Origin of the sequence: Flavobacterium pectinovorum, assembly GCF_006438875.1 — a bacterium.
Classification (GTDB): Bacteria; Bacteroidota; Bacteroidia; order Flavobacteriales; family Flavobacteriaceae; genus Flavobacterium; species Flavobacterium pectinovorum_A.
On record NZ_RCZH01000003.1, the window covers coordinates 135,843 to 157,214 of the forward strand.

Here is a 21,372-nt window from a genome sequence, read left to right on the forward strand (position 1 = left end):
CTATTTCAATTAATTCAAAGTACCGCAAATTTAGTGTATTTTTGCCGAAAAATAACTATTTCGCGACGATACCTGAATAATCAGATATGTGTCTGCGATTGGAGTTATTTTTTTAAACAAAAATAAAGATGGAAGAAAATTTTAGAATGATTGCCAAATGTTTTTTTGGTTTTGAAGAAATATTAGAGAATGAATTGCGCGCTCTTGGCGCTCAGGATGTCGAAAAAGGAGTAAGGATGGTTAGCTTCAAAGGGGATAAAGGTTTTATGTACAAAGCCAATTTATCACTTAGAACTGCGCTTAAGGTTTTGAAACCAATTTACTCGTTTAGAGCCAATAATGAACAAGCATTATACAAAGGAATTTCTGGTGTAAACTGGTCTAAATTATTGAATGCAAACCAGACTTTTGTAATTGATGCTACAGTGCATTCGACTTATTTTAATCACTCAGAGTTTGTTTCTCAAAAATGTAAGGATGCAATTGTAGATCAGTTTAGAGAAAGAACCGGTCAACGTCCGAGTATTGACAAAGCATTTCCGGATTTGCGTATCAATGTTCATATTGACAAAGATCAGGTTTCGGTTGCATTGGATACTTCGGGAAATTCATTGCACCAGCGTGGTTATAGAACTGCGACAAATATTGCACCAATCAACGAAGTTTTGGCAGCGGGAATCCTATTATTATCTGGTTGGGAAGGACAAAGTCACTTTCTGGACCCAATGTGTGGTTCTGGAACTTTCCTTGCAGAAGCGGCTATGATTGCTTGTAATATTCCGGCAAATATCAATAGAAAAGAATTTGCTTTTGAAAAATGGAAAGATTGGGATAATGATTTATTTGATGAGATTGTAAATAGTCTGATGAAAAAAACAAAAGAATTCCATTATACAATAAAAGGTTTTGATAAAGCACCAAGTGCCGTAAATAAAGCCAAAGACAATATCAAAAACGCCAATTTGGACGATTATATTACCATTTCTGAAGAAAACTTTTTTGACACTGAAAAAGCAGTAGAAGGAAAGCTTCACATGGTTTTTAATCCGCCTTATGATGAGCGTTTAGATATTCACATGGAAGAATTCTACAAAAGCATTGGTGATACTTTAAAGAAAAGCTATCCGGGAACAAATGCCTGGTTTATCACAGCAAATCTTGAAGCATTGAAATTTGTAGGTTTAAAGCCTTCTCGTAAAATCAAACTTTTCAACGCTAGCCTTGAAGCACGTTTGGTAAAATACGAAATGTACGAAGGAAGTAAGAGAACGAAATTTCAGGTTAATGAATAAATTAGGTACAAAGGCTCAGAGGTTCAAAGCGACAAAGGTTTTTCTTTGTGCCTTTGAACCTTTGCCACTTTGAACCTTAAAAAAGAAAAAAAATGACTAAACTACAATTAAGAGGTTTTTTATATCAATTAGGATGTTTCGCAATATTATTTATTTCGGGAAGATATATCGTAGCGACCTACACAAATTTAACAGGGCTTTGGATTCCGGTGACTTCATTTATTGTGGCAACTTTGATTTCGCCTAAATTTCAGGCAGTAAAAACCAAAGATGGAGAAAAGCTGTTTATGAAATGGATTTTTATAAAAGGAATTAGAGAAATCGGTTAATTTAGTTAGCCACAGATTAAAGGATTATAAAGATTTTTTTCACGCAGATTTGGCAGATTTGAGCAGATTATAAAAAAATACCACAGAGAACACAAAGTTTTTTTAAATATGGTAAGTTTAGTAAAAGCCCAAAGTTCACAAAGCTTTGTGGATTTAGATTGTATAACACAACTTAAATCTTAGTGAACTCTGTGAATCCCGATAGCTATCGGGATTGTGTTCTCTGCGTTAAAAATAATTTGGGAGTATTAAAAAATAGTTATTTATGAAGATAATTGGACTTATAGGCGGTATTAGCTGGGTTTCGACTGCGGATTATTATGAACTTATAAATCAGGGGATAAATGAGAAAATGGGAGGGCTTAACTTCTCAGAATGTTTGATTTATTCTTTCAATTATGCTGATATCAAAAAGAATAACGACGCCAATGATTGGGATCGTACTTTTGAAATGCTTTTTAAAGGTTGCCAATTCTTAAAATCGGGTGGAGCAGAAGCGATTGTTTTGTGCGCCAATACCATGCATCTTATTGCTGACCGCCTTGAAAAGGCGATTGATTTACCGGTTATTCATATTGCAACAGAAACGGCTATTCAAATTCAGAAGGAAGAACTTAAAAAAGTAGCGCTATTGGGAACTAAGTTTACAATGGAACTTGATTTCTTTACAAAAAAACTGATTGATAAAGGTATTGAAGCCATAATTCCGGAAAATAGTGATGACAGAGATTTTCTTCACACTGCAATTTTTGAAGAATTAGGAAGAGGTATTGTTACCGACGAAACTAAAAAACGTATTTTGAAGATTTCAAATGAACTGATAGAAAATGGAGCCGAAGGAATTATTCTGGGTTGTACAGAGCTTCCTTTAGTTATAAAACCCGGGGATGTTTCAGTTCCAATTTTTGATACCACTTTAATACATTCAAATGCTGCAATAGCATTTCAATTGTCTTAATGAATACACTATAAATAAAAAGAGCCCCAAATATAAATTTGGGGCTCTTTTTATTTATAAGAAAAGAAATACTTATTTCTTTTTAGGGACTTCTTTTATTTCCGGAACAATGACTTTTTTCTTGTATAAAGGTATAAAGTATGAAACGGTATAATTAAAACCTACTCCAAAGCTTCCGTCATAAGTTCTGTTGAAACCGGGAATGTAAAGATTATCAAAACCACTTGGTTTATTATTCATAGCCAAAAGTTTTAGCTGAACTCCAAAACCAACAAATATGTTATTGAAAACTTTGGCTTTTATTCCTAAAGCAACTTCCATCCAGGCGGCTGTTAAGCCATTGAATTTTTCGCCGGAAACAATTGCAGGCTGTTCTCCCCAATACGGATTTGGATTATAGATTTTATAACTGTTTAATTGTTGACTAAAATTACTAAAACCACCTCTTAAACCTATCGTAATAAGGTTTTCCATATCCAGCCAGTTTTGATACGTATTATAATCAAAACCTGCTTTAATGTAAGTTCCGGTTGCTGTTGAGTTTAGTCGGTCATCATCAGTAGTTTTATCTTCAAAACCAAGTTCGGCAGCTATGTAATATTTTTTCGTCAAGCGAAAATCTCCCACAAATTCGACACCTTTATAATCTTTATCATAAAGACCACGAGTCAATTTGTATAAATCAACTCCTACTCGCAAACCATAACGATCTATTTTTGGTGGAACAATAGTATCCTTTTGTGTTTCCTGAATCGCTGGTTTAGCGGTTTTAGGTTCCGTTTTTGTGCTTAATTTTGGTTTCTCCTGAACAATTTCTTTTGTTGCTGTAGTCGGTGTTTCCTGGGCTTGAACCAAAAACATTGAAAACAACAGGCAAAAACTAAAAGTATATTTTAATGTGTGTCTCATTTTCAGATTCAATGTTAAATTGTTCTACGTTAATAACTCTCATCCAAGCTCCATCTAATCCCGGATTTAATATATAAGGCTGTGATGGAGGAGCAGTAATAAAAGGATTTAATGTAAAAGTCGTTTTGTAACCACATGCTCTCGATACATATGTGTCGTGATGTGTATAGTCAAATCGAATTACATCTGTATTAATCAAAGTAGGATCCGTACTTGCAGCGTTGTAAATAAAACTAAAAGTGGCTGTATTTTCATTTGTTTTTAACGGAATTGAAATAGAAGTGCCATTTGCATAATACTTGGTTTCAGTCGTGCTGCTTTCGTTAAAAACAACTCCAGTAGGCAAATCATTACCATCCTTATCTTTTCCAACTACCTTTAGATTGGTTACTTTTCTAGGTAAATTCGCATCGGCATTATCATAAAATGATATTACCAATCGAGGAGTAGTAGGGGTATTTGGATCGCAAATATCATCTTTCTCACAGCTTGATAAGCCAAAAGTAAAGAGCAATAAAAAAGCTACTATTTTTTTCATTTATAGTTTTTTGTTATCGAAGTTCTAAAAGTACAACATTTTCAACATGATGCGTTTGCGGAAACATATCAACAGGTCGCACACGTGTTACTTTGTATTTTTCATCCATTAAAGCCAAATCACGTGCTTGTGTTGCGGAGTTACAACTTACATAAACTACTTTTTCAGGAGCAATTTTCATGATTTGATCAATAACATCTTTGTGCATACCATCACGTGGCGGATCTGTAATAATAACATCAGGTTTTCCGTGCTGAGCGATAAAACTTTCGTTAAATACCACTTTCATGTCTCCTACGAAAAACTCACAATTTGTTATATTATTGCGTTCTGCATTTGCTTTAGCATCTAAAATTGCTTCTGGAACACTTTCGACACCAATTACTTTTTTGGCTTTTTTAGAAACAAATTGTGCAATAGTTCCTGTTCCTGTATATAAATCATAAACAGTTTCATTGCCTGAAAGTCCGGCAAAATCACGCGTTATTTTGTATAATTCATAAGCTTGGTCAGAGTTGGTTTGGTAAAAAGATTTAGCATTGATGCTGAATTTTAAACCTTCCATTTCTTCCAGAATATAATCTCTACCTTTATATAGCTTAATATTCTGATCGTAAATAGTATCGTTTTGTTTTGAATTTACAACATATTGCAATGAAGTAATTTGCGGAAATTTCTCGTAAAGATGATCTAAGATTAATTCACGGTTCTTTTTATCATTTTCGAAAAACTGAATCAAAACCATAATTTCACCAGTTGAAGCTGTACGGATCATAAAAGTGCGAAGTAAACCAGATTGCTCTCTTGGATTAAAGAATGCTAAATTGTGTTCGTTAGCAAAATCCCTAATTTCGTTTCTGATCGCGTTTGAAGGATCTTCCTGCAAATGGCATTTATTAATGTCAAGAATTTTATCCCACATTTTCGGAATATGAAATCCTAATGCGTTTCTGTTTCCTAAATCTTCTGTGCTTTCAATTTCTTTCTCTGTTAACCAACGACTGTTAGAAAACGAAAATTCCATTTTGTTTCTATAGAAAAACTGTTTTTCTGAACCTAAAATATCTTCAAATTCAGGAAGTTCAACTTTTCCTATACGCTGCAAATGATTTTTTACTTCATTTTGTTTGTAATACAACTGTTGGCTGTATTTCATATTTTGCCATTTACAACCTCCACAAACTCCAAAATGTTCGCATATTGGTTCAATACGATGTTCTGAAAATTCGTGAAATTTTACGGCTTTGCCTTCATAATAGGCTTTTCTTTTTTTGAAAGTTTGAACGTCAACAACATCACCCGGAACAACATTCGGAATAAAGATTACTTTTCCGTCAGGAGCCTTAGCCACTGATACTCCTTTTGCTCCAGCATCAAGAACTTGAATTTGATGAAAGACAACTTTGTCTGTATTTTTTCTTCCCATAGCGCAAAAATAAGGGTTTGTAAACTTTTATAAATTTAAATTTCAAAATATTTTATCAAATTCTTCAAATTACTAGTTTTATCAAGTTTAAAAACTAACTTTGTTTATAGCAATAACCCCAAATGCTACATTGTTAACCTATAGTATTGTTATTATTTTTTATGAAGTTGTATCATAATCTTTCACAAATTGGCTTTCTGAGAAAAAGTTATGTTTTCAAATTCCTATTTGTTGCTTTTATAGGTATTCATATTCCCTTAATTGGCATACTATTTTTTGTGCTTTTTTCAAACCATTCTATTTCTCCAATTTCGATTGTAATTTTTGCTTTAATAATGACTTTAGTAGCGACTTTAGTGACGCTTATTATTTTGAATCAATTAATTAAGCCTATTTCGTTAGCTTCAAAATCATTGGATGATTATAGAAATAACAGAAAATTATCGGTTTTGCCAACAGAATATTCAGATGAAGCCGGGTTGTTGATGTGTAATATTCAGGAATCAATCTATGAATCTGAAAGTTTTATCAATGAAAAACAAGATTTGATTTATATGCTTTCTCATGATTTGAAAAATTTTGCCGGAAATCCTCAAGGTTTGGCAAAACTGATTTTGAGTGAAGATCCACCGGAGTCGATTAAACATCTTGCCGAATTAATTTGTGAGTCGACAAACTTGCAATTCCGATACATCGAAAATTTTATAAAACTGCTAAAAGAACAAGATCAGATTGTAAAAGTAAATCATGATCCAAAAAATATTGTCTTTCCTAATATTTTGCCTTTCATAAACGAACAGGTTGAACAGCGCTTAATCGATAAAAATATTAAGTTGGATTTAAGTTTAGAATTAGTCGAAGCAAAACTTAAAATTGACGAAGGTTTATTGGTTCAGGTTTTAGTTAATCTAATCAGCAATGCAATTAAGTTCTCGTACTTTGACAGCGAGATTAAAGTTAAAATATACATCCAAAGCTCCAATTTGGTTATAACAGTTGCAGATAAGGGAATTGGTTTTGATAAAACTCAGATTGATGAATTGTTTAAGAAATTCACAAAAATGAGCCGATTAGGAACTGCCAATGAATTGTCAACCGGAATTGGATTGTATTTGTGCAAAAAAATTATCGAAAGAAACAAAGGTAAATTAAGCGCCACAAGCGAAGGGAAAAACAGGGGCGCTGAATTCAAAATTGAGTTTGATATTAATTATTGATTTGAAATAAGAATTTTAAGGTTTTTACTTAAAAAAAACTTAGAACCTCAGTCCCGAAGCCCAATGTTATTAAGTTAATGGAATCTATAAAAAATACTTAACAGTTTAATCAGGAAAGTAATTAGAAAAATCCGTTTTTATCAGTGTTTTCGCTTTAGCGAATCAGTAAAATCAGCGTCTAATTTTGACGCGGATAAAACAGATTTACTTCGTAAAAACGCGGATAAAAACGGATTTGATAGAACCTTAAAAAATTACCAAAGATGATGTACAGAAGGTTTAATGTATTCGTCGTAAATTGCATTCATCGCCGCAATTTTATCCGGAGTTAATTTTGGTAAATCATAAAGAGATAAATTCGATAAAACATGGCTTTCTTTTGAAGCACCCGGAATAATACAGCTGATATCTTCAAAACTCAAAATCCACTGAAGTGCAATTGGAGCAAGATTTGCGGTTTCCGGAAATAATGCTTTTAATTCTTCAACGGCTTTTAAACCTAATTCATAGTCAATTCCTGAAAAAGTTTCGCCTTTATCAAAAGCGTCTCCGTTTCTATTGAAGTTTCGATGATCCTGAGCTTCAAAAATAGTTTTTGCATCAAATTTACCCGTTAAAAGTCCGCTTGCCAGAGGAACTCTCGCAATGATTCCGATATCTTTTTTTCTGGCTTCAGAGAAAAATAATTGAGATGGACGCTGGCGAAATAAATTAAAAATAATCTGAACCGTTGTTACATTCGAATATTCGATTGCTTTTAAGGCTTCTTCGACTTTTTCGACACTAACACCAAGATTCTGGATTTTACCCTGCTCTTTTAATCGGTCAAATAGTTCGAAAATTTCGGGACGATAAAAAACTTCAGTAGGAGGACAGTGCAACTGAATCAAATCTAAAGTTTCTAAATTCATTCTTTTTAGACTGTCTTCAACAAATTTCTGAAGTACTTTTGGCTGGTAGCCTTCGCTAACATGCGGGTTGATATGTCGTCCGCATTTTGTAGCAACATAAATGCGTTCAGATCTTGAGCGAACTACACGTCCAACAGCAGTTTCGCTTAAGCCATTTTCATAAACATCGGCGGTATCAATAAAATTTACGCCATTGTCAATTGCAGTATTCAAAAGTTTGTCTGCAGTTTTATTATCAAAAGCAGATCCCCATTTTCCTCCAACCTGCCAGGTGCCAAGTGAGATTTCAGATATATTGAAGTTTGTTTTTCCTAGTTTTCTGTAGTTCATTTTTTGTAGAGGTTCAAAGGTTTAAAAAAAGGTTCAGAGGGACAGAGGTTTTTTGTAGAGACGCACAGCAGTGCGTCTTTTGTGTGCCCACGGATTTTACGGATTGAACTGATTAACACAGGTTTTTAAGGCAAAGATTTTCTGTAGAGGCGCGCAGCAGTGCGTCTTTTTGGGATTTACCTTTGTGCCTCTGAACCTTTGCAACTTTGCACCTTTTCTTAATCAAATAAATCCGAAGACAAATAACGATCACCGCGATCGCATATAATGGCTACAATTACGCCTGATTCTAATTCTTCGGCAATTTTAAGGGCAACAGCAACAGAACCTCCGCTGCTCATTCCGGCAAAAACACCTTCTTCAAGTGCTAATCTTTTGGTCATTTCGCGCGCTTCTTCTTCGCTGACATCTACAACAGTATCCACTTTTGAAGCATCAAAAATTTTAGGTAAATATTCCTGAGGCCATTTTCGGATTCCGGGAATCTGAGATCCATCGCTTGGCTGTGCGCCTATGATTTGAATAGCCGGATTTTTTTCTTTTAAGTAAGTCGAAGTTCCAATGATTGTTCCGGTTGTTCCCATTGCCGAAACAAAGTGTGTAACCGTTCCATCAGTATCATTCCAGATTTCAGGACCTGTGGTTTTATAATGTGCTTTCCAGTTGTCGTCATTTGCAAACTGATTTAGCATCAAATAACCGCCTTCGGCTACTTTTTTATCGGCATAATCCCTTGAACCAATAATTCCTTCACTAGCGGGCGTTAAAATTACTGTAGCGCCATAAGCACGCATGGTTTGCGTTCGTTCTTTTGTAGAATCTTCCGGCAGAACCAATTCTATTTCTATTTGAAACAATTGTGCAATCATTGCAAGCGCAATTCCAGTGTTACCACTTGTTGCTTCAATTAGTTTATCACCTTTTTTAATGTCACCTCTTTCAAGAGCAGAAGCAATCATATTGTACGCAGCTCTGTCTTTTACACTTCCACCCGGATTATTTCCTTCAAGTTTCAGTAAAAGTTTTACGTTTTTATTTTTAACCAAATTGACAGTTTCCATCAATGGAGTATTTCCAATTAGGTTAAGCAATTTCTGTGGACCCATTTTTATTTCTTTTCTTTTATTTTAACTTCAGTTGTAGTAGTATTCAGCACGATTGAATCTTCGGGAATGGATTTTGTAATCCAGGCATTTCCTCCAACAATACTGTTTTTGCCAATAGTGGTTTCGCCGCCCAAAATAGTCGCATTGGCATAAATGCAAACATTCGCTTCTACTGTTGGATGTCTTTTTGCATTTTTCATTTCCTTGCTTACGCTTAATGCGCCAAGGGTTACACCTTGATAAATTTTAACATGTTTTTTGATAACGCTCGTTTCACCAATAACAATTCCGGTGGCGTGATCTATAAAAAACGGTGAGGCAATTTGAGCACCGGCATGAATATCAGTTCCTGTAATTCGATGTGCATATTCGCTCATTAATCTCGAGAACAATAATAAATCAAGATTATAGAGCTCGTGACTTAATCTGTAAATGGCAATTGCGTAGAAACCGGGATATGCCAAATAAACTTCGTCAATACTGTTTGATGCAGGATCATTTTCTAAAATATAGGCTGCATCGTCATTTAGTTTTTCTAAGACAATTGGTAGTTTTTCGAGGAATCGATCCCAAATCGATTCGCATAAGTTTTCCGGTTTTTTGCAAGCCAGAACAGCAATCTCTTTAAAGCGAATTTCGAGCTCGTCGATGCTTTCATCTAAAGCGGCATTCGAATCAAAAAGAGTATAGAAAAGCTTTTCGGTAAAATCTTCAGTTTTGGTTTTGATTCCGTAATTAATGTTTGAATGGCTTTTTAGAGCTTTTATATTTTGTATGATGCTGTCTTTTGTCACAATTGTAAAATTGAGTGGATAATTTAAAACGTTAAAAGTAAGGTGTTTTTTGTAAATAAGGGCACGAATTAACTAAAGAAATTTTGCATAGCGAATTCAATTTGTGATAAAAAAAAGAATGATAAAAGCGATTATTTTATATGATTCTTAAGAAGTTAAATGCGTAAATTAGCCAGTAAAATTTATAAAAATGAAAAATAATTCAACTTTTAAGAGCGCTATTTCCAATCTTGAATTTCCGGAAAGTGAGAAAATTTGTGGAAAATCGATACATGATCCAATTTTAGGGCTAATTGTCAAGGATCATCCTTCTTTTAGTGAAGACGATTGTATTGCTGTTAAAGAACTAAATGAATATCGCCAAGTATATGTTTCGAATTATTTATCTACCGAAATTGGAACGCTTTCTGATCTTGAAAAAAGTGTTATTACTTCTTTAAAAGAAGATAAATCAATAGTTAGTATTGTGGAAGATGAGCCGGAAACGAGAAGTTTTGGTCAAAAAATAGCGGATAAAGTGGCTGATTTTGGCGGAAGCTGGACATTTATTCTTTCGTTTTTATTTTTTATCATAGTTTGGATTGCTGCGAATGTTTATATTTTAGTCAATAAAGGTTTTGATCCGTACCCGTTTATTTTACTGAACTTGATTTTATCCTGTATTGCAGCATTGCAGGCTCCGGTAATTATGATGAGCCAAAATCGTCAGGAAGAGAAAGACAGAAACAGAGCTAAAAAAGATTATATGATCAATCTGAAATCCGAATTGGAAATTAGAATGATCCATGACAAAATCGATCATATGATTATGCATCAGCAACAAGAATTAATCGAAATTCAAAAAGTTCAAATTGAAATGATGAATGATATTTTGAACCAAATCAAGAAATAATTTCAGCCATTTTTAATTCAAAAAAATTAAAGATAGAAGTGTTTATAGTAATATCCGCCAAGCATAAAAACGAGATTTAGAAGTGCTATATTCCAAACGATTTTTTTGTAGTTTCTTGATTTGTCTAAAAAATATAAAGCGACAAAAGTAAAAAATAGAAGAGTAGTGAAGACTGCCGGATACATCTGAAAAGCAGCCGAAAATTTACCTTGAAAAAGTAAGACTAAAGCACGCTGAAAACCGCATCCTAAACACTCAACTCCAAAGAATGTTTTGAATAGGCAAGGGATCATATATTTTTCTAAGTTCAAGTCGATTATTTTTTACAATTTTACAAAAAAAATAATTGATAACATTTCAAAAGAAAGGAACTGCTATTTTAAAGTTTTATACTTTTGAAGACTTATACTTTAAAATATGAAAGCGATTAAGATTATAATAATGATTCTTGCTATTTCGGTTGCATTATACGAGCAGGTTTCACCAGAAAAAAATGTCTATATCACGGTAATTGCAATTGCAGTTTTCATGTTTGGAATGATGCAGCTGAGCGCAAAAACACCAAGTAAAAATCAAAATAAAGAGGAGCAGGATGTTGACTAAAGGAGATAAGGTTTCAGTCTTGGACGAAGCCATAAACGGAACGGTAGTTTCGGTTAAAAATAATGAAGTTTTGATTGAAACTGAGGATGGATTCGTGATGACATTTTTTGTCAATGAGTTGCTTAAAATTCATGATTTCAGTAATTTAATGAATTCTATTAAAAGAATTAATTTAGATGAAATTACAAAAGAGAAAACAGAGCCAAAACCAAGGAGTTTTGTAAAAGAAAAGAAAGATAAACGTGAAATTCCCGCTCCGGAATTTGATTTGCATATCGAAAAACTGGTTCCAAACAAACGCGGAATGTCAAATTATGATATCCTGACTTTACAGACAGAAACTGCCAAAAGACATATTGAATTTGCGATCCGAAATCGCATTCCGAAAATCGTTTTTATTCACGGTGTTGGCGAAGGAATTTTGAAAGCCGAACTTGATTTTTTATTAGGCCGTTATGACGGAATAGATTTTCAGGATGCCAATTATCAAAAATATGGTTTAGGTGCAACCGAAGTTTATTTTAGACAAAATAATAAATAAAATTACTTTTTTGATCTAAAGCAGTTCGTTTTAAAGCATAAAAAAACGTCCGTTTTTCTCTCTGATTTTGTATATAAATCAGTTTAGAAAAACGGACGTTTTTTGTAAGAATTAAATTGGTTTTGAGACCAGTTTTTTAAGACCTAATTTAACGATTTGGTGATAGTTCCCATCGCAAAATTATTACCTAGTTTAAAGCTGCTGTTTCCTTTTACAAGCGTTACATCTTTTATTACAATTGTGTGCTGAACTAAATTTCCTGCTATTTGTGTAGTAACTTCAACAGTTCCATTAGTACCGTTCCAGGTTTCTTTTACAGCAGGATTTGTTGGAGTGGTAACCTGACAGAAATAATCTTTATTTAAAGCAACACCGGTAAGGGTACGATATACTACATTGTTTTGTGTGGCAGTTATATCTCTTGTTCTGGGATGTCCTGCTGGGGTCGCTTCATTTACAAATAAAGTAGGATCAAAATTTTGAAGCATGATATAGAATGCTGCATTATAATTGTAAACTTGTTTTAAATCCGGGCATTCTCCTGCCTCTTCCGGTTTCGCAAAAGTTATAGGAGTTGGTGTTATCGTAATTTTAAAATCACCAAAAACATATTCTTGCTCAACTTGTGGTCCGCTAGGTTTTAAAAAGGTTATATTTTTAAAAACGATACTGTGGTTATATCCCGTAACCCGGGTGCTACCGTCTACTTCGCTTGGAACAGAGGTAATTTGCGTAGTTGTAATTTGTATTTTTCCCTGAGTTCCTACCCATTCTTCTATAACATTAGGTGTTTTAGGAGGTATTATACCACAGATGTTTGGTACACCAACTGCACCATCATAAGCTCTGTATAGAACACGAAAATTACTATTGTCGATGTTGTAAGTTAGCGTATCCAGGAGGGTGGGGTTATTTATTAAGCTGCTTGGAGCTAATTGCAGCAACAATGATTCTCTGTCTTTAATTTTATAAAGTAAGGTGTTTGTTGTATCGCAGTTTGTTGAGGCAACAGTGTTAAAATCTATAGTATCAACTTTTAAATCGCCATCATCGCAACCATTTAAAAGTAATGCAAAGAAGAGAAGGCTTGCGTATTTTTTCATCGTAATTTTATTTGGAGCAAAAATAGTGAAAAATTTCGCAAATGATATTTAAGATTTCACAATTGATATTTCATAACTTTGCAGCGATGAAAAAAGTATACCTCGACAACGCCTCTACAACAGCTATGCGCCCTGAAGTCATTCAGGAAATGATTAAAGTTATGACAGAAGATTATGGTAATCCGTCTTCTACACATAGTTTTGGACGCAATGGAAAAACTGTTTTAGAACTTTCAAGAAAAAGTATTGCCAAGCATTTAAATTGCTCTGCACAGGAAATTATTTTCACTTCGGGAGGAACTGAAGCGGATAACTGGATACTGCGCTCTGCGGTTGAAGATCTTAAAGTGGAGAGAATCATTACGACAAAAATTGAGCATCATGCCGTTTTGCATACCGTTATGGCATTGCAATCTGATTATAATATTCAGGTTGATTATGTTACTGTTAATCCTGACGGAAGTATCGATTTGACTCATTTGTCGAATTTATTATCAGAGGAAAAAAAGACGATTGTCAGCTTAATGCATGTAAACAACGAAACCGGAACTATTTTAGATCTGGATAGAGTTGGGATTATTTGCAAGCAATATGGTGTCTTATTTCATTCAGATACCGTACAATCTATCGGGAAAACCGAAATTGACTTACAGAAAACGCCTGTTGACTTTATAATAGCAAGTGCGCATAAATTTCATGGACCAAAAGGAGTAGGCTTTGTTTTTGTTCGAAAAAACTCTGGTTTACAGCCTTTAATTTTTGGAGGAGAACAAGAAAAAGGACTTCGCGCAGGAACTGAAGCGGTACATCAAATTGCGGGAATGACAAAAGCTTTGTCGCTTTCTTACGAAAATTTAGATCAGGAAAGAAAATACATTACAGATATAAAAATGTATTTGATTGAGCAACTGGAAATGCATATCCCGGGTTTTAGAATCAATGGTAAAAAAGATGATTTTTATAATATCATCAATATTATTTTGCCTTTTTCCGAAGATAAAACTTCGATGCTTTTGTTTAGTCTGGATATGAAGGGAATTGCAGTTTCAAGAGGAAGTGCGTGTCAATCCGGAAGTATTAGGCCATCGCATGTGTTGAAAGAAATGTTATCGGAAACGGATTTAAAATTGCCAAATCTCCGAATTTCATTTAGTCATTATAATACAAAAGAGGATATCGATTGGTTGGTTCAAAGTCTGAAAACTTTATAAAAGGTTCAGAGGTTCAGAGTTGCAAAGGTTCAAAGTTTTTTTGAGTTGCAATCTCGTCCCGATCCCGTCCCGATCCCGAAACTTCGGGACAGGATCGGGCAATGTCATTATAGAAATAAAATTATTGCAAATCAAATCCGTTTTTATCCGCGTTTTTACGAAGTAAATCTGTTTTATCCGCGTCAAAATTAGACGCTGATTTTACGGATTCGCTAAAGCGAAAACGCTGATAAAAACGGATTTTTCTAATTACTTTCTTGATTAAACTGTTAAGTAATTTTATAGATTTCCCCTTAACGTAATGACATTGGGCTTCGGGACTGAGAGACTAAGTTGCTGAGTTTTTTTTCTTGAATATTCTTCGATTTCACTCAAACGACAATTGAATCTTTTGTCAGACTGAACGAAGTCGAAGTCAGTTTTGAATATAAAAGCTTCTAAGCTTTTTTTAGATGAACTTAAGACATTAATAATTAACAATTAATAATCAACAATTATTTACGAATCACTTTTACCTGCGCATCATTAGTTAATTTGATGATCGTCGAAGGTTTTCCGGCAACTTTATCCTGATTTAATTTCACTACATAATCAACACCTTTTATGATTTCAGGACTAATATATTTGAAAGCGATAGGTGTGGGTTGCCCCGAGATATTAGCCGAAGTTGAAACTAAAGGTTTTTTCATTCGCTCTAACAATTTGAAGCAAAAAGGGTCTTTTACTAAACGAACTCCAAGAGAATTATCTTCTGCAATGATATTTTTGGCCACATTTCTTGGTTCATCTAAAATCAAAGTAGTTGGTTTTTCAGATAAATCTAAAATTTGCCAGGCAACTTCAGGAATGTTTTTGAACACATTGTACATCATCTTTTCGCCATTCATCAATACAATCATGCTTTTTGTTTCGGCACGTTGTTTCAATTTGTATATTTTGGCAACAGCCTCAGGATTTGTAGCGTCACAGCCAATTCCCCAAACGGTATCAGTAGGATAAAGAATGATTCCGCCTTCTTTGATAACTTCGTAAGCGTTATGGATTTCAGTGTTTATGTCTTGATTCATAAGTTTAGAAATATTTTATTAATAACAGAATGACTTTGATATTATGCTGTTATTGTATTTATAATTTGAGTTATTTTTTCTAAAACTTCCTTCGAAAGTCCTACATAAAGAGGTAAACAGACGATTCGTGATGCGATAGATTCTGATATTGGCATTTCGGCTCCTTTTACATAATCGATTGTATTCAAAGAAGGATAAAAGTAGCGTCGTGGTAAAATATCTTCTTTTAATAAAGCTTCCTGAATTTTTAATAAAGTAGCTTCTGAATTAAAAATTATGGGATAATAGCTGTAATTCCACTCTGTATTTTCTCTTATTTTTATGGTTTTTACAGCTTCAAAGTTTAAATTTTCACGGTAAAAATCGACTACTTTTTTTCTTTCTGTAATAATATGATTCATATATGGAAAAACTGCCAGACCCATTGCTGCTTGTAACTCAGAGATTTTGGCATTAATTCCTAATCCATGAAATTCCAAAGGTCCGTTATGTCCAAAATTATGACTGTAAAATAATTGATGATAAGTTTCGTCATTATTGCAAAACATTGCGCCACCTTCTCCGGTGTGAAATAATTTTGTGGCGTGAAAACTGCAAGTGCTTACATCTCCAAAATTAAATATAGATTGGTTGTTGTACTTAACTCCAAAAGAATGTGCTGCATCATAAATCACTTTTAGATTGTGTTTTTTGGCGATGCTTTCAATAGCTTCAACATGACATGGATTTCCAAAAACGTGAGTTGCTAATATCGCTGTTGTTTTTGGCGTTATTGCACTTTCTATTTTGGTTTCATCAATTGTTAAATATTCTGGATGGATATCAACAAAAACTGGCGTACAATTTTCCCATACAATTGCTGCCGAAGTAGCAACATAAGAAAAAGGAGTTGTGATAATTTCTCCACCTTTACCAAATAGTTTTAATGCAATTTGAATAGGAATTGTACCGTTATTAGTAATTATAAGGTGAGAAACATCAAGATGTTTTTTTAGTTTATCTTCTAATTCTATTGTAAGTTCGCCACGATTTGTGAGCCAAGCTTTATCCCATGCCCGTTTTAGAAAAGAATTATATTCTTCTTGTGGAGGTAAAAAAGTTTTGGTTACGGGAATCATTTAATTATTGATTAGTGAGTTTAATTTCCTTTAAGGGTAAACTATTGTTATATTTGTGGGGTAAAAATAGGAAAAGAAACCTGAATTTTTGGCATAAGCCAGCATTATAACAGTATATGTAACAGGATTAATATCTGACATGTTTGAATGACAACATTTTAAGGACTTTTTTAATTATTTGTCAAATGAATATTTTTTATCTGATCTTTTATAAAAATTAATAGAATAATAAACTCAAAATAAATTTAAGAATACTATGGAAATCAACACTTTTTTGCAAAATTTTGCAGATATTTTAGATGATACAGATGCTGCATTAATTAAACAAGAAACTGTTTTTAGAGATTTGGAAGAATGGGATTCATTAACAGCATTATCATTAATTGCGATGGCTGATGAAGAATACTCTGTAAAATTAACGGGTGATGATATTAAATCTTCGACTTCATTAAATGATATCTTCGAAATAATTAAAAATAAAGGATAATTAAATGGCTACTTTTTCAGTAAAGGATATTGCAATAAAAGGTATTTCGTGTTGTGTTCCCAAAGATGTGGAACGCAACATTGACTTAGATATACTGACGCAGGAAGAAATTCAAAAGTTTATTGAAGTAACCGGAGTTGAAGAACGACGTATTGCAACAAAAGAAATTTGTACTTCTGATTTATGCTGTGAAGCTGCTGAAAAATTAATCAAAGATTTAAACTGGCAAAAAGAAGAAATCGAAATTTTAGTTTTTGTGTCACAAACGGGCGATTATATTTTACCTGTTTCGGCGTCGATACTTCAGGACAGGTTAGGTTTATCAACAAACTGCATTGCTTTTGATGTGCCTTTGGGCTGTTCCGGTTATGTTTATGGATTGTCGATTTTGACAAGCATGATGAAAACAACCGGAATTAAAAAAGGATTATTACTTGCGGGAGATACAATCAGTAAAATTATTTCAAAAACAGATAAAAGTACTTTGCCTCTTTTTGGAGATGCGGGATCTGCAACAGCATTGGAATTTTCTGATGGTGCAGAATTTTCATTTGATTTAGGATCTGACGGATCAGGATATAAAACAATTATAGTTCCTGACGGAGGTTCAAGAAATAGAATCAATAATGATTCATTGCAAATTCAAACCATAGAAAAAGGAATTGAGAGAACTTCCTGCGATCTGGTTTTAGATGGTATGGATGTTTTTAGTTTTGGAATAACACAAGGACCTAAAACAGTCAATAAACTAATTGCTGATTTTAAAATTGATAAAGATCAGGTTGATTATTTTGTTTTTCATCAGGCAAATATGATGATGAATAAAATGATCGCCAAAAAACTGAAACTTCCTGCGGAGAAAGTGCCTTATTCTCTGAAAAATTTCGGGAATACTTCTTCAGCAACAATTCCGTTGACAATTGTTTCAGAGTTAAAAGAAGCCATTTTAAACAAACCGTCAAATATAATAATGTGCGGTTTTGGTGTTGGATTATCATGGGGAACAATGTTGGCGAAAGATTGTAAGATTGAATCACTAGAATTAATTGAATTGTAAAATATGATTACATTAAAGGATAAAAATATATTAGTTACCGGCGCTTCATCAGGAATAGGAAGGCAAATTGCGATTACGGCTTCTGAGTTGGGTGCAAAACTTACCATTATTGGGAGAAACATCGAAAAATTGGATGAAACATTGGCGTTATTAAGTGGTGATGGTCATAAAATACAAGTTGTAGACCTTTCTGATTCGGCTAATTTTACGGCATTAATTAGTGAAAGTTTACCGTATGATGGCGTTGTTTTTAATGCAGGTGTAGTCGAATATTTACCAGTTAAATTCTTAAACGAAAGTAAAATAAATTCGGTTTTTGCTACCAATTTTGACAGCAATGTGGTGTTAAGCCAGAAATTGATAAAAAGTAAATTACTAAAAAAAGGAGGATCACTTGTTTTTGTTTCCTCGATTTCTTCAAAATTAGGTGTTCCGGGGACGGCAATGTACACAGCATCAAAAGCGGCTCTAAGTGCTTTTTCTAAGGTGTTGGCTTCTGAATTAGCTTCTCAGGGAATACGATCTAATAGCGTAAGTCCGGGAATTATAAAAACGGCAATGACAGATAAAGCCAGTGATGTGGTTTCTGATGAAGAATTAAAAAAAGCAGAATCAGAATATCCCTTAGGATACGGTGAACCATCAGATGTTGCGGGACTGATTATGTATTTATTAAGTGATATTAGTAAATGGATGACGGGTTCAGATTTAATTATTGACGGAGGATTTACATTGAAATAAAAATATATGAACTCAAATATACCCGCTATTCATTATCATGACAACGACATTTTTACTCAGGAAAATGAGATGTTGTTTAATAAGGTTTGGCATTTTGTGGGATTTAAATCTGATTTTGAAAATGACAACGATTTTGTTACCGTGAAAATTTCGGGTACACCAATTGTCATTCAAAATGTAAGAGGAACCATTAAAGCTTTTTTGAATGTTTGCTCACACAGATTTTCTATAATTCAACAAGAAAAATCAGGTAACAGACCTTTAATGTGTCCGTATCATGGCTGGGCGTACGATAAAGAAGGAATTCCGAGTGGGATTCCTAAAAAACCATTATTCAAGAAGTTTACAAAAGAAGAACTTTGCGAAATGAAACTGAAAGAATTTCAAGTTTCTTTTTGCGGCAATTTATGTTTTGTTACTTTAAACGAAAACATGGAACCTCTGGAGGATTTTATAGGCATTTTTTATAAGGAACTAAAAGAAATGTCATTGTCTTTAGGAGATAGAATTGATGTTAATTCGATGGAAATTACAGCAAACTGGAAGGTAATTGTCGAAAATACATTAGAAAGTTATCATGTTGGATTAATTCATGCCGAAACGCTTGCCAAGTTAGAACCTTCAGGCTTAGAATTTGAATTTGATAAGAATAATTCAAGCTGGACAAGTGATTTAAATATTGTAAAAGATAAGGGAGGATATAAAAAGATCAATACTTATTTTTCGCCTAGAAATTATGATATTGAAGGGTATAAGCACATTTTGATTTTCCCTAATCTATTGATATCAAGTACACACGGTATATCGTTTAATTATTCTGTAATAGAACCAATTACCTCAGATGTTTCAAGATTTACAAGTCATGTTTTTACCACAAAAACGGAGAATCCTAATGAGAAGTCCATTCTGATTAAAGCTTTTGAGGAATCATTGACCAATTTTAACCGACAGGTATTTGATGAAGACAAAGCAGTTTGTCAGTTGGTTCAGCAAGGGGTAAGACATACTAATTTGTCCGGAAAGCTTTCTGATGAAGAAGAACGCGTACATCATTTTCAAAAAACGTATTTAAAATTTTTGCAGCATGAAAGCTAATATTAAAGCTATTTCGTATTATTTGCCTGAAGAAATTTTATCTAATGATTTGATCAATCAGGAATTTCCGGAATGGGACATTGAAAAAATCAGTTCTAAAACGGGAATTAATTCAAGACATATAAGTGCCAAAGATGAATTTTCATCTGACATGGCCATAAAAGCGGCCGAAAAATTATTCAAGGAACATAATATTGACAGATCAGAAATTGATTTTTTATTGTTTTGTACCCAAAGTCCTGATTATTTTTTGCCAACAACTGCTTGTATTATTCAGGAAAAACTTGGATTGAATACAACAATCGGAGCTTTAGATTATAATTTAGGATGTTCAGGTTTTGTTTATGGATTAAGTCTGGCAAAAGGGTTAATTGCCGGTGAAATGGCGAAAAACATTTTGCTGATTACATCTGAAACGTATTCAAAATTTATACATCCAAAAGATAAAAGTAATAAAACCATATTTGGAGATGCCGCCGCGGCGACTTTAATATCCAGCGAGAAAGGTTTTTGTTCTATTGGTAATTTTGTTTTTGGAACGGATGGAAAAGGTGCTGAAAACTTAATCGTAAAACAAGGCGGAATGCGTTTTCCTGTTTTAAACGATAATGAAGATATAAGTGATGAGTTTGGAAATGTTCGAAACGATAAAAATCTGTTTATGAACGGAACCGAAATTTTCAATTTTACTGGAGAATTTGTTCCAAAATTGATTCAGGGAATGCTTGAAAAAGCAAATTTGAAACAGGATGATATTGATTTATTTGTTTTTCATCAAGCTAATAAATATATGCTTAATCATCTTAGGAAAAAAATAAAAATTCCGGAAGATAAGTTTTATATCAGCATGGCGCATTGTGGTAATACGGTTTCGTCTACAATACCAATTGCTTTGTATGAGGCTGTAAAAGAAGGCAAATTAGAAAATATCCAAAATATGATAATAGCCGGTTTTGGAGTTGGATATTCGTGGGGAGCTTGTAATTTAATAATAAACTGATGAAAAACTTAATAATAATAGGAGCAAGAGGTTATGGACGTGAGGTTTATAATTTAGCCCTGCAGTGTGAAGGTTATAAAAAAGACTATATCGTAAAAGGCTTTTTAGATGACAAAGAAGATGCATTAGAGGGTTTTGAAAATTATCCCGAAATTATTGGCAATGTTGAAGATTATGTAATTCAGGAAAATGATATTTTTTGTTGCGCACTTGGAAGTGTAAAATGGAAAAAGCATTATGTTGAAATAATCGGGAGTAAAGGAGGTAAGTTTATTAATTTAATACATCCAACTGTAATTGTCCATTCAAATGTAAAACTGGGTATTGGTTTAATTGCTTTTATGTATTCTAATATTAGTAATGATTGTACAGTAGATGATTTTGTAACGATTCAGGGGTTTGTAGCGATTGGACATGATTCTAAGATTGGTAAATGGTGCCATATAAACGCTTATAGTTTTACTGGCGGATATGCGATATTAGAAGATGAAGTTTGCCTGAATACAAGATCGACCGTTTTACCTAATATAATTGTTAGAAAAGGGGCAACTGTTGGTGCTGCGAGTTTAGTGATAAAAAATGTAAAAGAAAATACTACTGTTTTTGGTGTTCCTGCCAAAACATTAAATTTCTAAAACTATTATAAT

The 21,372-nt window shown here is 33.5% G+C and carries 24 protein-coding genes; 14 read left to right on the plus strand and 10 right to left on the minus strand.

The genetic code is table 11. The features are described 5' to 3' along the window. Window positions 1–128 precede the first annotated feature (128 nt). From EAH81_RS04985 to EAH81_RS04995, 3 genes are all read left to right on the plus strand, one after another. The gene (locus EAH81_RS04985) at window positions 129–1,292 is read left to right on the plus strand and encodes a class I SAM-dependent RNA methyltransferase (RefSeq protein WP_140504425.1); all 1,164 of its coding nucleotides are present in this window, start codon (window positions 129–131) and stop codon (window positions 1,290–1,292) included. Window positions 1,293–1,384: 92 nt separating this feature from the next. Beyond that, window positions 1,385–1,621, plus strand: coding sequence for a hypothetical protein (locus EAH81_RS04990; RefSeq protein WP_140504427.1), 237 nt, complete (start codon window positions 1,385–1,387; stop codon window positions 1,619–1,621). A gap of 265 nt (window positions 1,622–1,886) precedes the next feature. Then, window positions 1,887–2,579, plus strand: coding sequence for an aspartate/glutamate racemase family protein (locus EAH81_RS04995; protein ID WP_140504430.1), 693 nt, complete (start codon window positions 1,887–1,889; stop codon window positions 2,577–2,579). A 72-nt stretch (window positions 2,580–2,651) separates the two neighbouring features. On the opposite strand, the gene EAH81_RS05000 is transcribed toward EAH81_RS04995, so the two are convergent. The 3 genes from EAH81_RS05000 to rlmD are packed head-to-tail and all read right to left on the minus strand — an operon-like array spanning window position 2,652 to window position 5,452. After that, window positions 2,652–3,488 (minus strand): DUF6048 family protein, encoded by an 837-nt coding sequence (locus EAH81_RS05000; protein ID WP_140504432.1) that lies wholly within the window; start codon window positions 3,486–3,488, stop codon window positions 2,652–2,654. Further along, window positions 3,460–4,026, minus strand: coding sequence for a DUF6452 family protein (locus EAH81_RS05005; protein ID WP_140504434.1), 567 nt, complete (start codon window positions 4,024–4,026; stop codon window positions 3,460–3,462). The genes EAH81_RS05000 and EAH81_RS05005 overlap by 29 nt, the downstream gene beginning before the upstream one ends. Before the next feature lie 13 nt (window positions 4,027–4,039). Next, entirely contained in the window at window positions 4,040–5,452 is a 1,413-nt protein-coding gene (rlmD, locus tag EAH81_RS05010; protein WP_140504437.1) for a 23S rRNA (uracil(1939)-C(5))-methyltransferase RlmD, read from the minus strand. A gap of 161 nt (window positions 5,453–5,613) precedes the next feature. Between rlmD and EAH81_RS05015 the strand changes: the two genes are divergently transcribed. Continuing rightward, window positions 5,614–6,669 carry a sensor histidine kinase gene (locus EAH81_RS05015; RefSeq protein WP_140504440.1) on the plus strand — a complete coding sequence of 352 codons (1,056 nt, stop codon included), beginning with the start codon at window positions 5,614–5,616 and terminating at the stop codon, window positions 6,667–6,669. 254 nt (window positions 6,670–6,923) lie between these two features. Here the strand turns inward: EAH81_RS05015 and EAH81_RS05020 are convergent, their stop codons facing one another. From EAH81_RS05020 to epsC, 3 genes are all read right to left on the minus strand, one after another. Then, a complete protein-coding gene (locus tag EAH81_RS05020) occupies window positions 6,924–7,910 on the minus strand; it encodes an aldo/keto reductase (RefSeq protein WP_140504442.1) in 987 nt (328 codons plus the stop codon). Between the two features lie 218 nt (window positions 7,911–8,128). Beyond that, window positions 8,129–9,016: a cysteine synthase CysM gene (gene cysM, locus EAH81_RS05025; protein ID WP_140504444.1), complete on the minus strand. Its 888-nt coding sequence runs from the start codon at window positions 9,014–9,016 to the stop codon at window positions 8,129–8,131. 2 nt (window positions 9,017–9,018) lie between these two features. Further along, window positions 9,019–9,810: a serine O-acetyltransferase EpsC gene (gene epsC, locus EAH81_RS05030; RefSeq protein WP_140504446.1), complete on the minus strand. Its 792-nt coding sequence runs from the start codon at window positions 9,808–9,810 to the stop codon at window positions 9,019–9,021. A gap of 190 nt (window positions 9,811–10,000) precedes the next feature. On the opposite strand from epsC, the gene EAH81_RS05035 reads away from it, so the two are divergent. Then, window positions 10,001–10,702 carry a DUF1003 domain-containing protein gene (locus tag EAH81_RS05035; protein WP_140504448.1) on the plus strand — a complete coding sequence of 234 codons (702 nt, stop codon included), beginning with the start codon at window positions 10,001–10,003 and terminating at the stop codon, window positions 10,700–10,702. 26 nt (window positions 10,703–10,728) lie between these two features. Here EAH81_RS05035 and EAH81_RS05040 read toward each other — a convergent pair whose 3' ends face one another. Further along, a complete protein-coding gene (locus EAH81_RS05040; RefSeq protein WP_241676521.1) occupies window positions 10,729–10,995 on the minus strand; it encodes a DUF2752 domain-containing protein in 267 nt (88 codons plus the stop codon). A 124-nt stretch (window positions 10,996–11,119) separates the two neighbouring features. On the opposite strand from EAH81_RS05040, the gene EAH81_RS05045 reads away from it, so the two are divergent. Then, complete coding sequence (locus EAH81_RS05045) at window positions 11,120–11,305, plus strand: hypothetical protein (RefSeq protein ID WP_140504452.1); 186 nt, start codon at window positions 11,120–11,122, stop codon at window positions 11,303–11,305. Further along, window positions 11,295–11,846 carry a Smr/MutS family protein gene (locus EAH81_RS05050; RefSeq protein WP_140504454.1) on the plus strand — a complete coding sequence of 184 codons (552 nt, stop codon included), beginning with the start codon at window positions 11,295–11,297 and terminating at the stop codon, window positions 11,844–11,846. Before EAH81_RS05045 ends, EAH81_RS05050 begins: the two co-directional genes overlap by 11 nt. 143 nt (window positions 11,847–11,989) lie before the next feature. Here EAH81_RS05050 and EAH81_RS05055 read toward each other — a convergent pair whose 3' ends face one another. Then, window positions 11,990–12,949: a hypothetical protein gene (locus tag EAH81_RS05055; protein WP_140504456.1), complete on the minus strand. Its 960-nt coding sequence runs from the start codon at window positions 12,947–12,949 to the stop codon at window positions 11,990–11,992. A gap of 86 nt (window positions 12,950–13,035) precedes the next feature. Between EAH81_RS05055 and EAH81_RS05060 the strand changes: the two genes are divergently transcribed. Continuing rightward, the gene (locus EAH81_RS05060; RefSeq protein WP_140504459.1) at window positions 13,036–14,160 is read left to right on the plus strand and encodes a cysteine desulfurase family protein; all 1,125 of its coding nucleotides are present in this window, start codon (window positions 13,036–13,038) and stop codon (window positions 14,158–14,160) included. A gap of 494 nt (window positions 14,161–14,654) precedes the next feature. On the opposite strand, the gene EAH81_RS05065 is transcribed toward EAH81_RS05060, so the two are convergent. Together EAH81_RS05065 and EAH81_RS05070 are read right to left on the minus strand one after the other, a co-directional pair. Further along, window positions 14,655–15,227: an L-threonylcarbamoyladenylate synthase gene (locus EAH81_RS05065; RefSeq protein ID WP_140504461.1), complete on the minus strand. Its 573-nt coding sequence runs from the start codon at window positions 15,225–15,227 to the stop codon at window positions 14,655–14,657. Between the two features lie 41 nt (window positions 15,228–15,268). Continuing rightward, complete coding sequence (locus tag EAH81_RS05070) at window positions 15,269–16,345, minus strand: DegT/DnrJ/EryC1/StrS family aminotransferase (RefSeq protein ID WP_140504463.1); 1,077 nt, start codon at window positions 16,343–16,345, stop codon at window positions 15,269–15,271. A 256-nt stretch (window positions 16,346–16,601) separates the two neighbouring features. Between EAH81_RS05070 and EAH81_RS05075 the strand changes: the two genes are divergently transcribed. From EAH81_RS05075 to EAH81_RS05100, 6 genes are read left to right on the plus strand one after another with little or no spacing between them, the layout of a single operon-like run. Further along, on the plus strand, window positions 16,602–16,832 hold the full coding sequence (locus tag EAH81_RS05075; protein ID WP_140504466.1) for a phosphopantetheine-binding protein: 231 nt from the start codon (window positions 16,602–16,604) through the stop codon (window positions 16,830–16,832). Window positions 16,833–16,836: 4 nt separating this feature from the next. Next, the gene (locus EAH81_RS05080; protein ID WP_140504467.1) at window positions 16,837–17,889 is read left to right on the plus strand and encodes a 3-oxoacyl-ACP synthase III family protein; all 1,053 of its coding nucleotides are present in this window, start codon (window positions 16,837–16,839) and stop codon (window positions 17,887–17,889) included. A gap of 3 nt (window positions 17,890–17,892) precedes the next feature. Further along, window positions 17,893–18,630, plus strand: coding sequence for an SDR family NAD(P)-dependent oxidoreductase (locus EAH81_RS05085; RefSeq protein WP_140504469.1), 738 nt, complete (start codon window positions 17,893–17,895; stop codon window positions 18,628–18,630). Between the two features lie 6 nt (window positions 18,631–18,636). Next, window positions 18,637–19,725 carry an aromatic ring-hydroxylating oxygenase subunit alpha gene (locus tag EAH81_RS05090; protein ID WP_140504471.1) on the plus strand — a complete coding sequence of 363 codons (1,089 nt, stop codon included), beginning with the start codon at window positions 18,637–18,639 and terminating at the stop codon, window positions 19,723–19,725. Beyond that, on the plus strand, window positions 19,715–20,725 hold the full coding sequence (locus tag EAH81_RS05095; RefSeq protein WP_140504473.1) for a 3-oxoacyl-ACP synthase III family protein: 1,011 nt from the start codon (window positions 19,715–19,717) through the stop codon (window positions 20,723–20,725). Before EAH81_RS05090 ends, EAH81_RS05095 begins: the two co-directional genes overlap by 11 nt. Continuing rightward, window positions 20,725–21,360: a sialic acid O-acetyltransferase gene (locus EAH81_RS05100; protein WP_140504475.1), complete on the plus strand. Its 636-nt coding sequence runs from the start codon at window positions 20,725–20,727 to the stop codon at window positions 21,358–21,360. The genes EAH81_RS05095 and EAH81_RS05100 overlap by 1 nt, the downstream gene beginning before the upstream one ends. The last annotated feature ends 12 nt before the right edge of the window (window positions 21,361–21,372 follow it).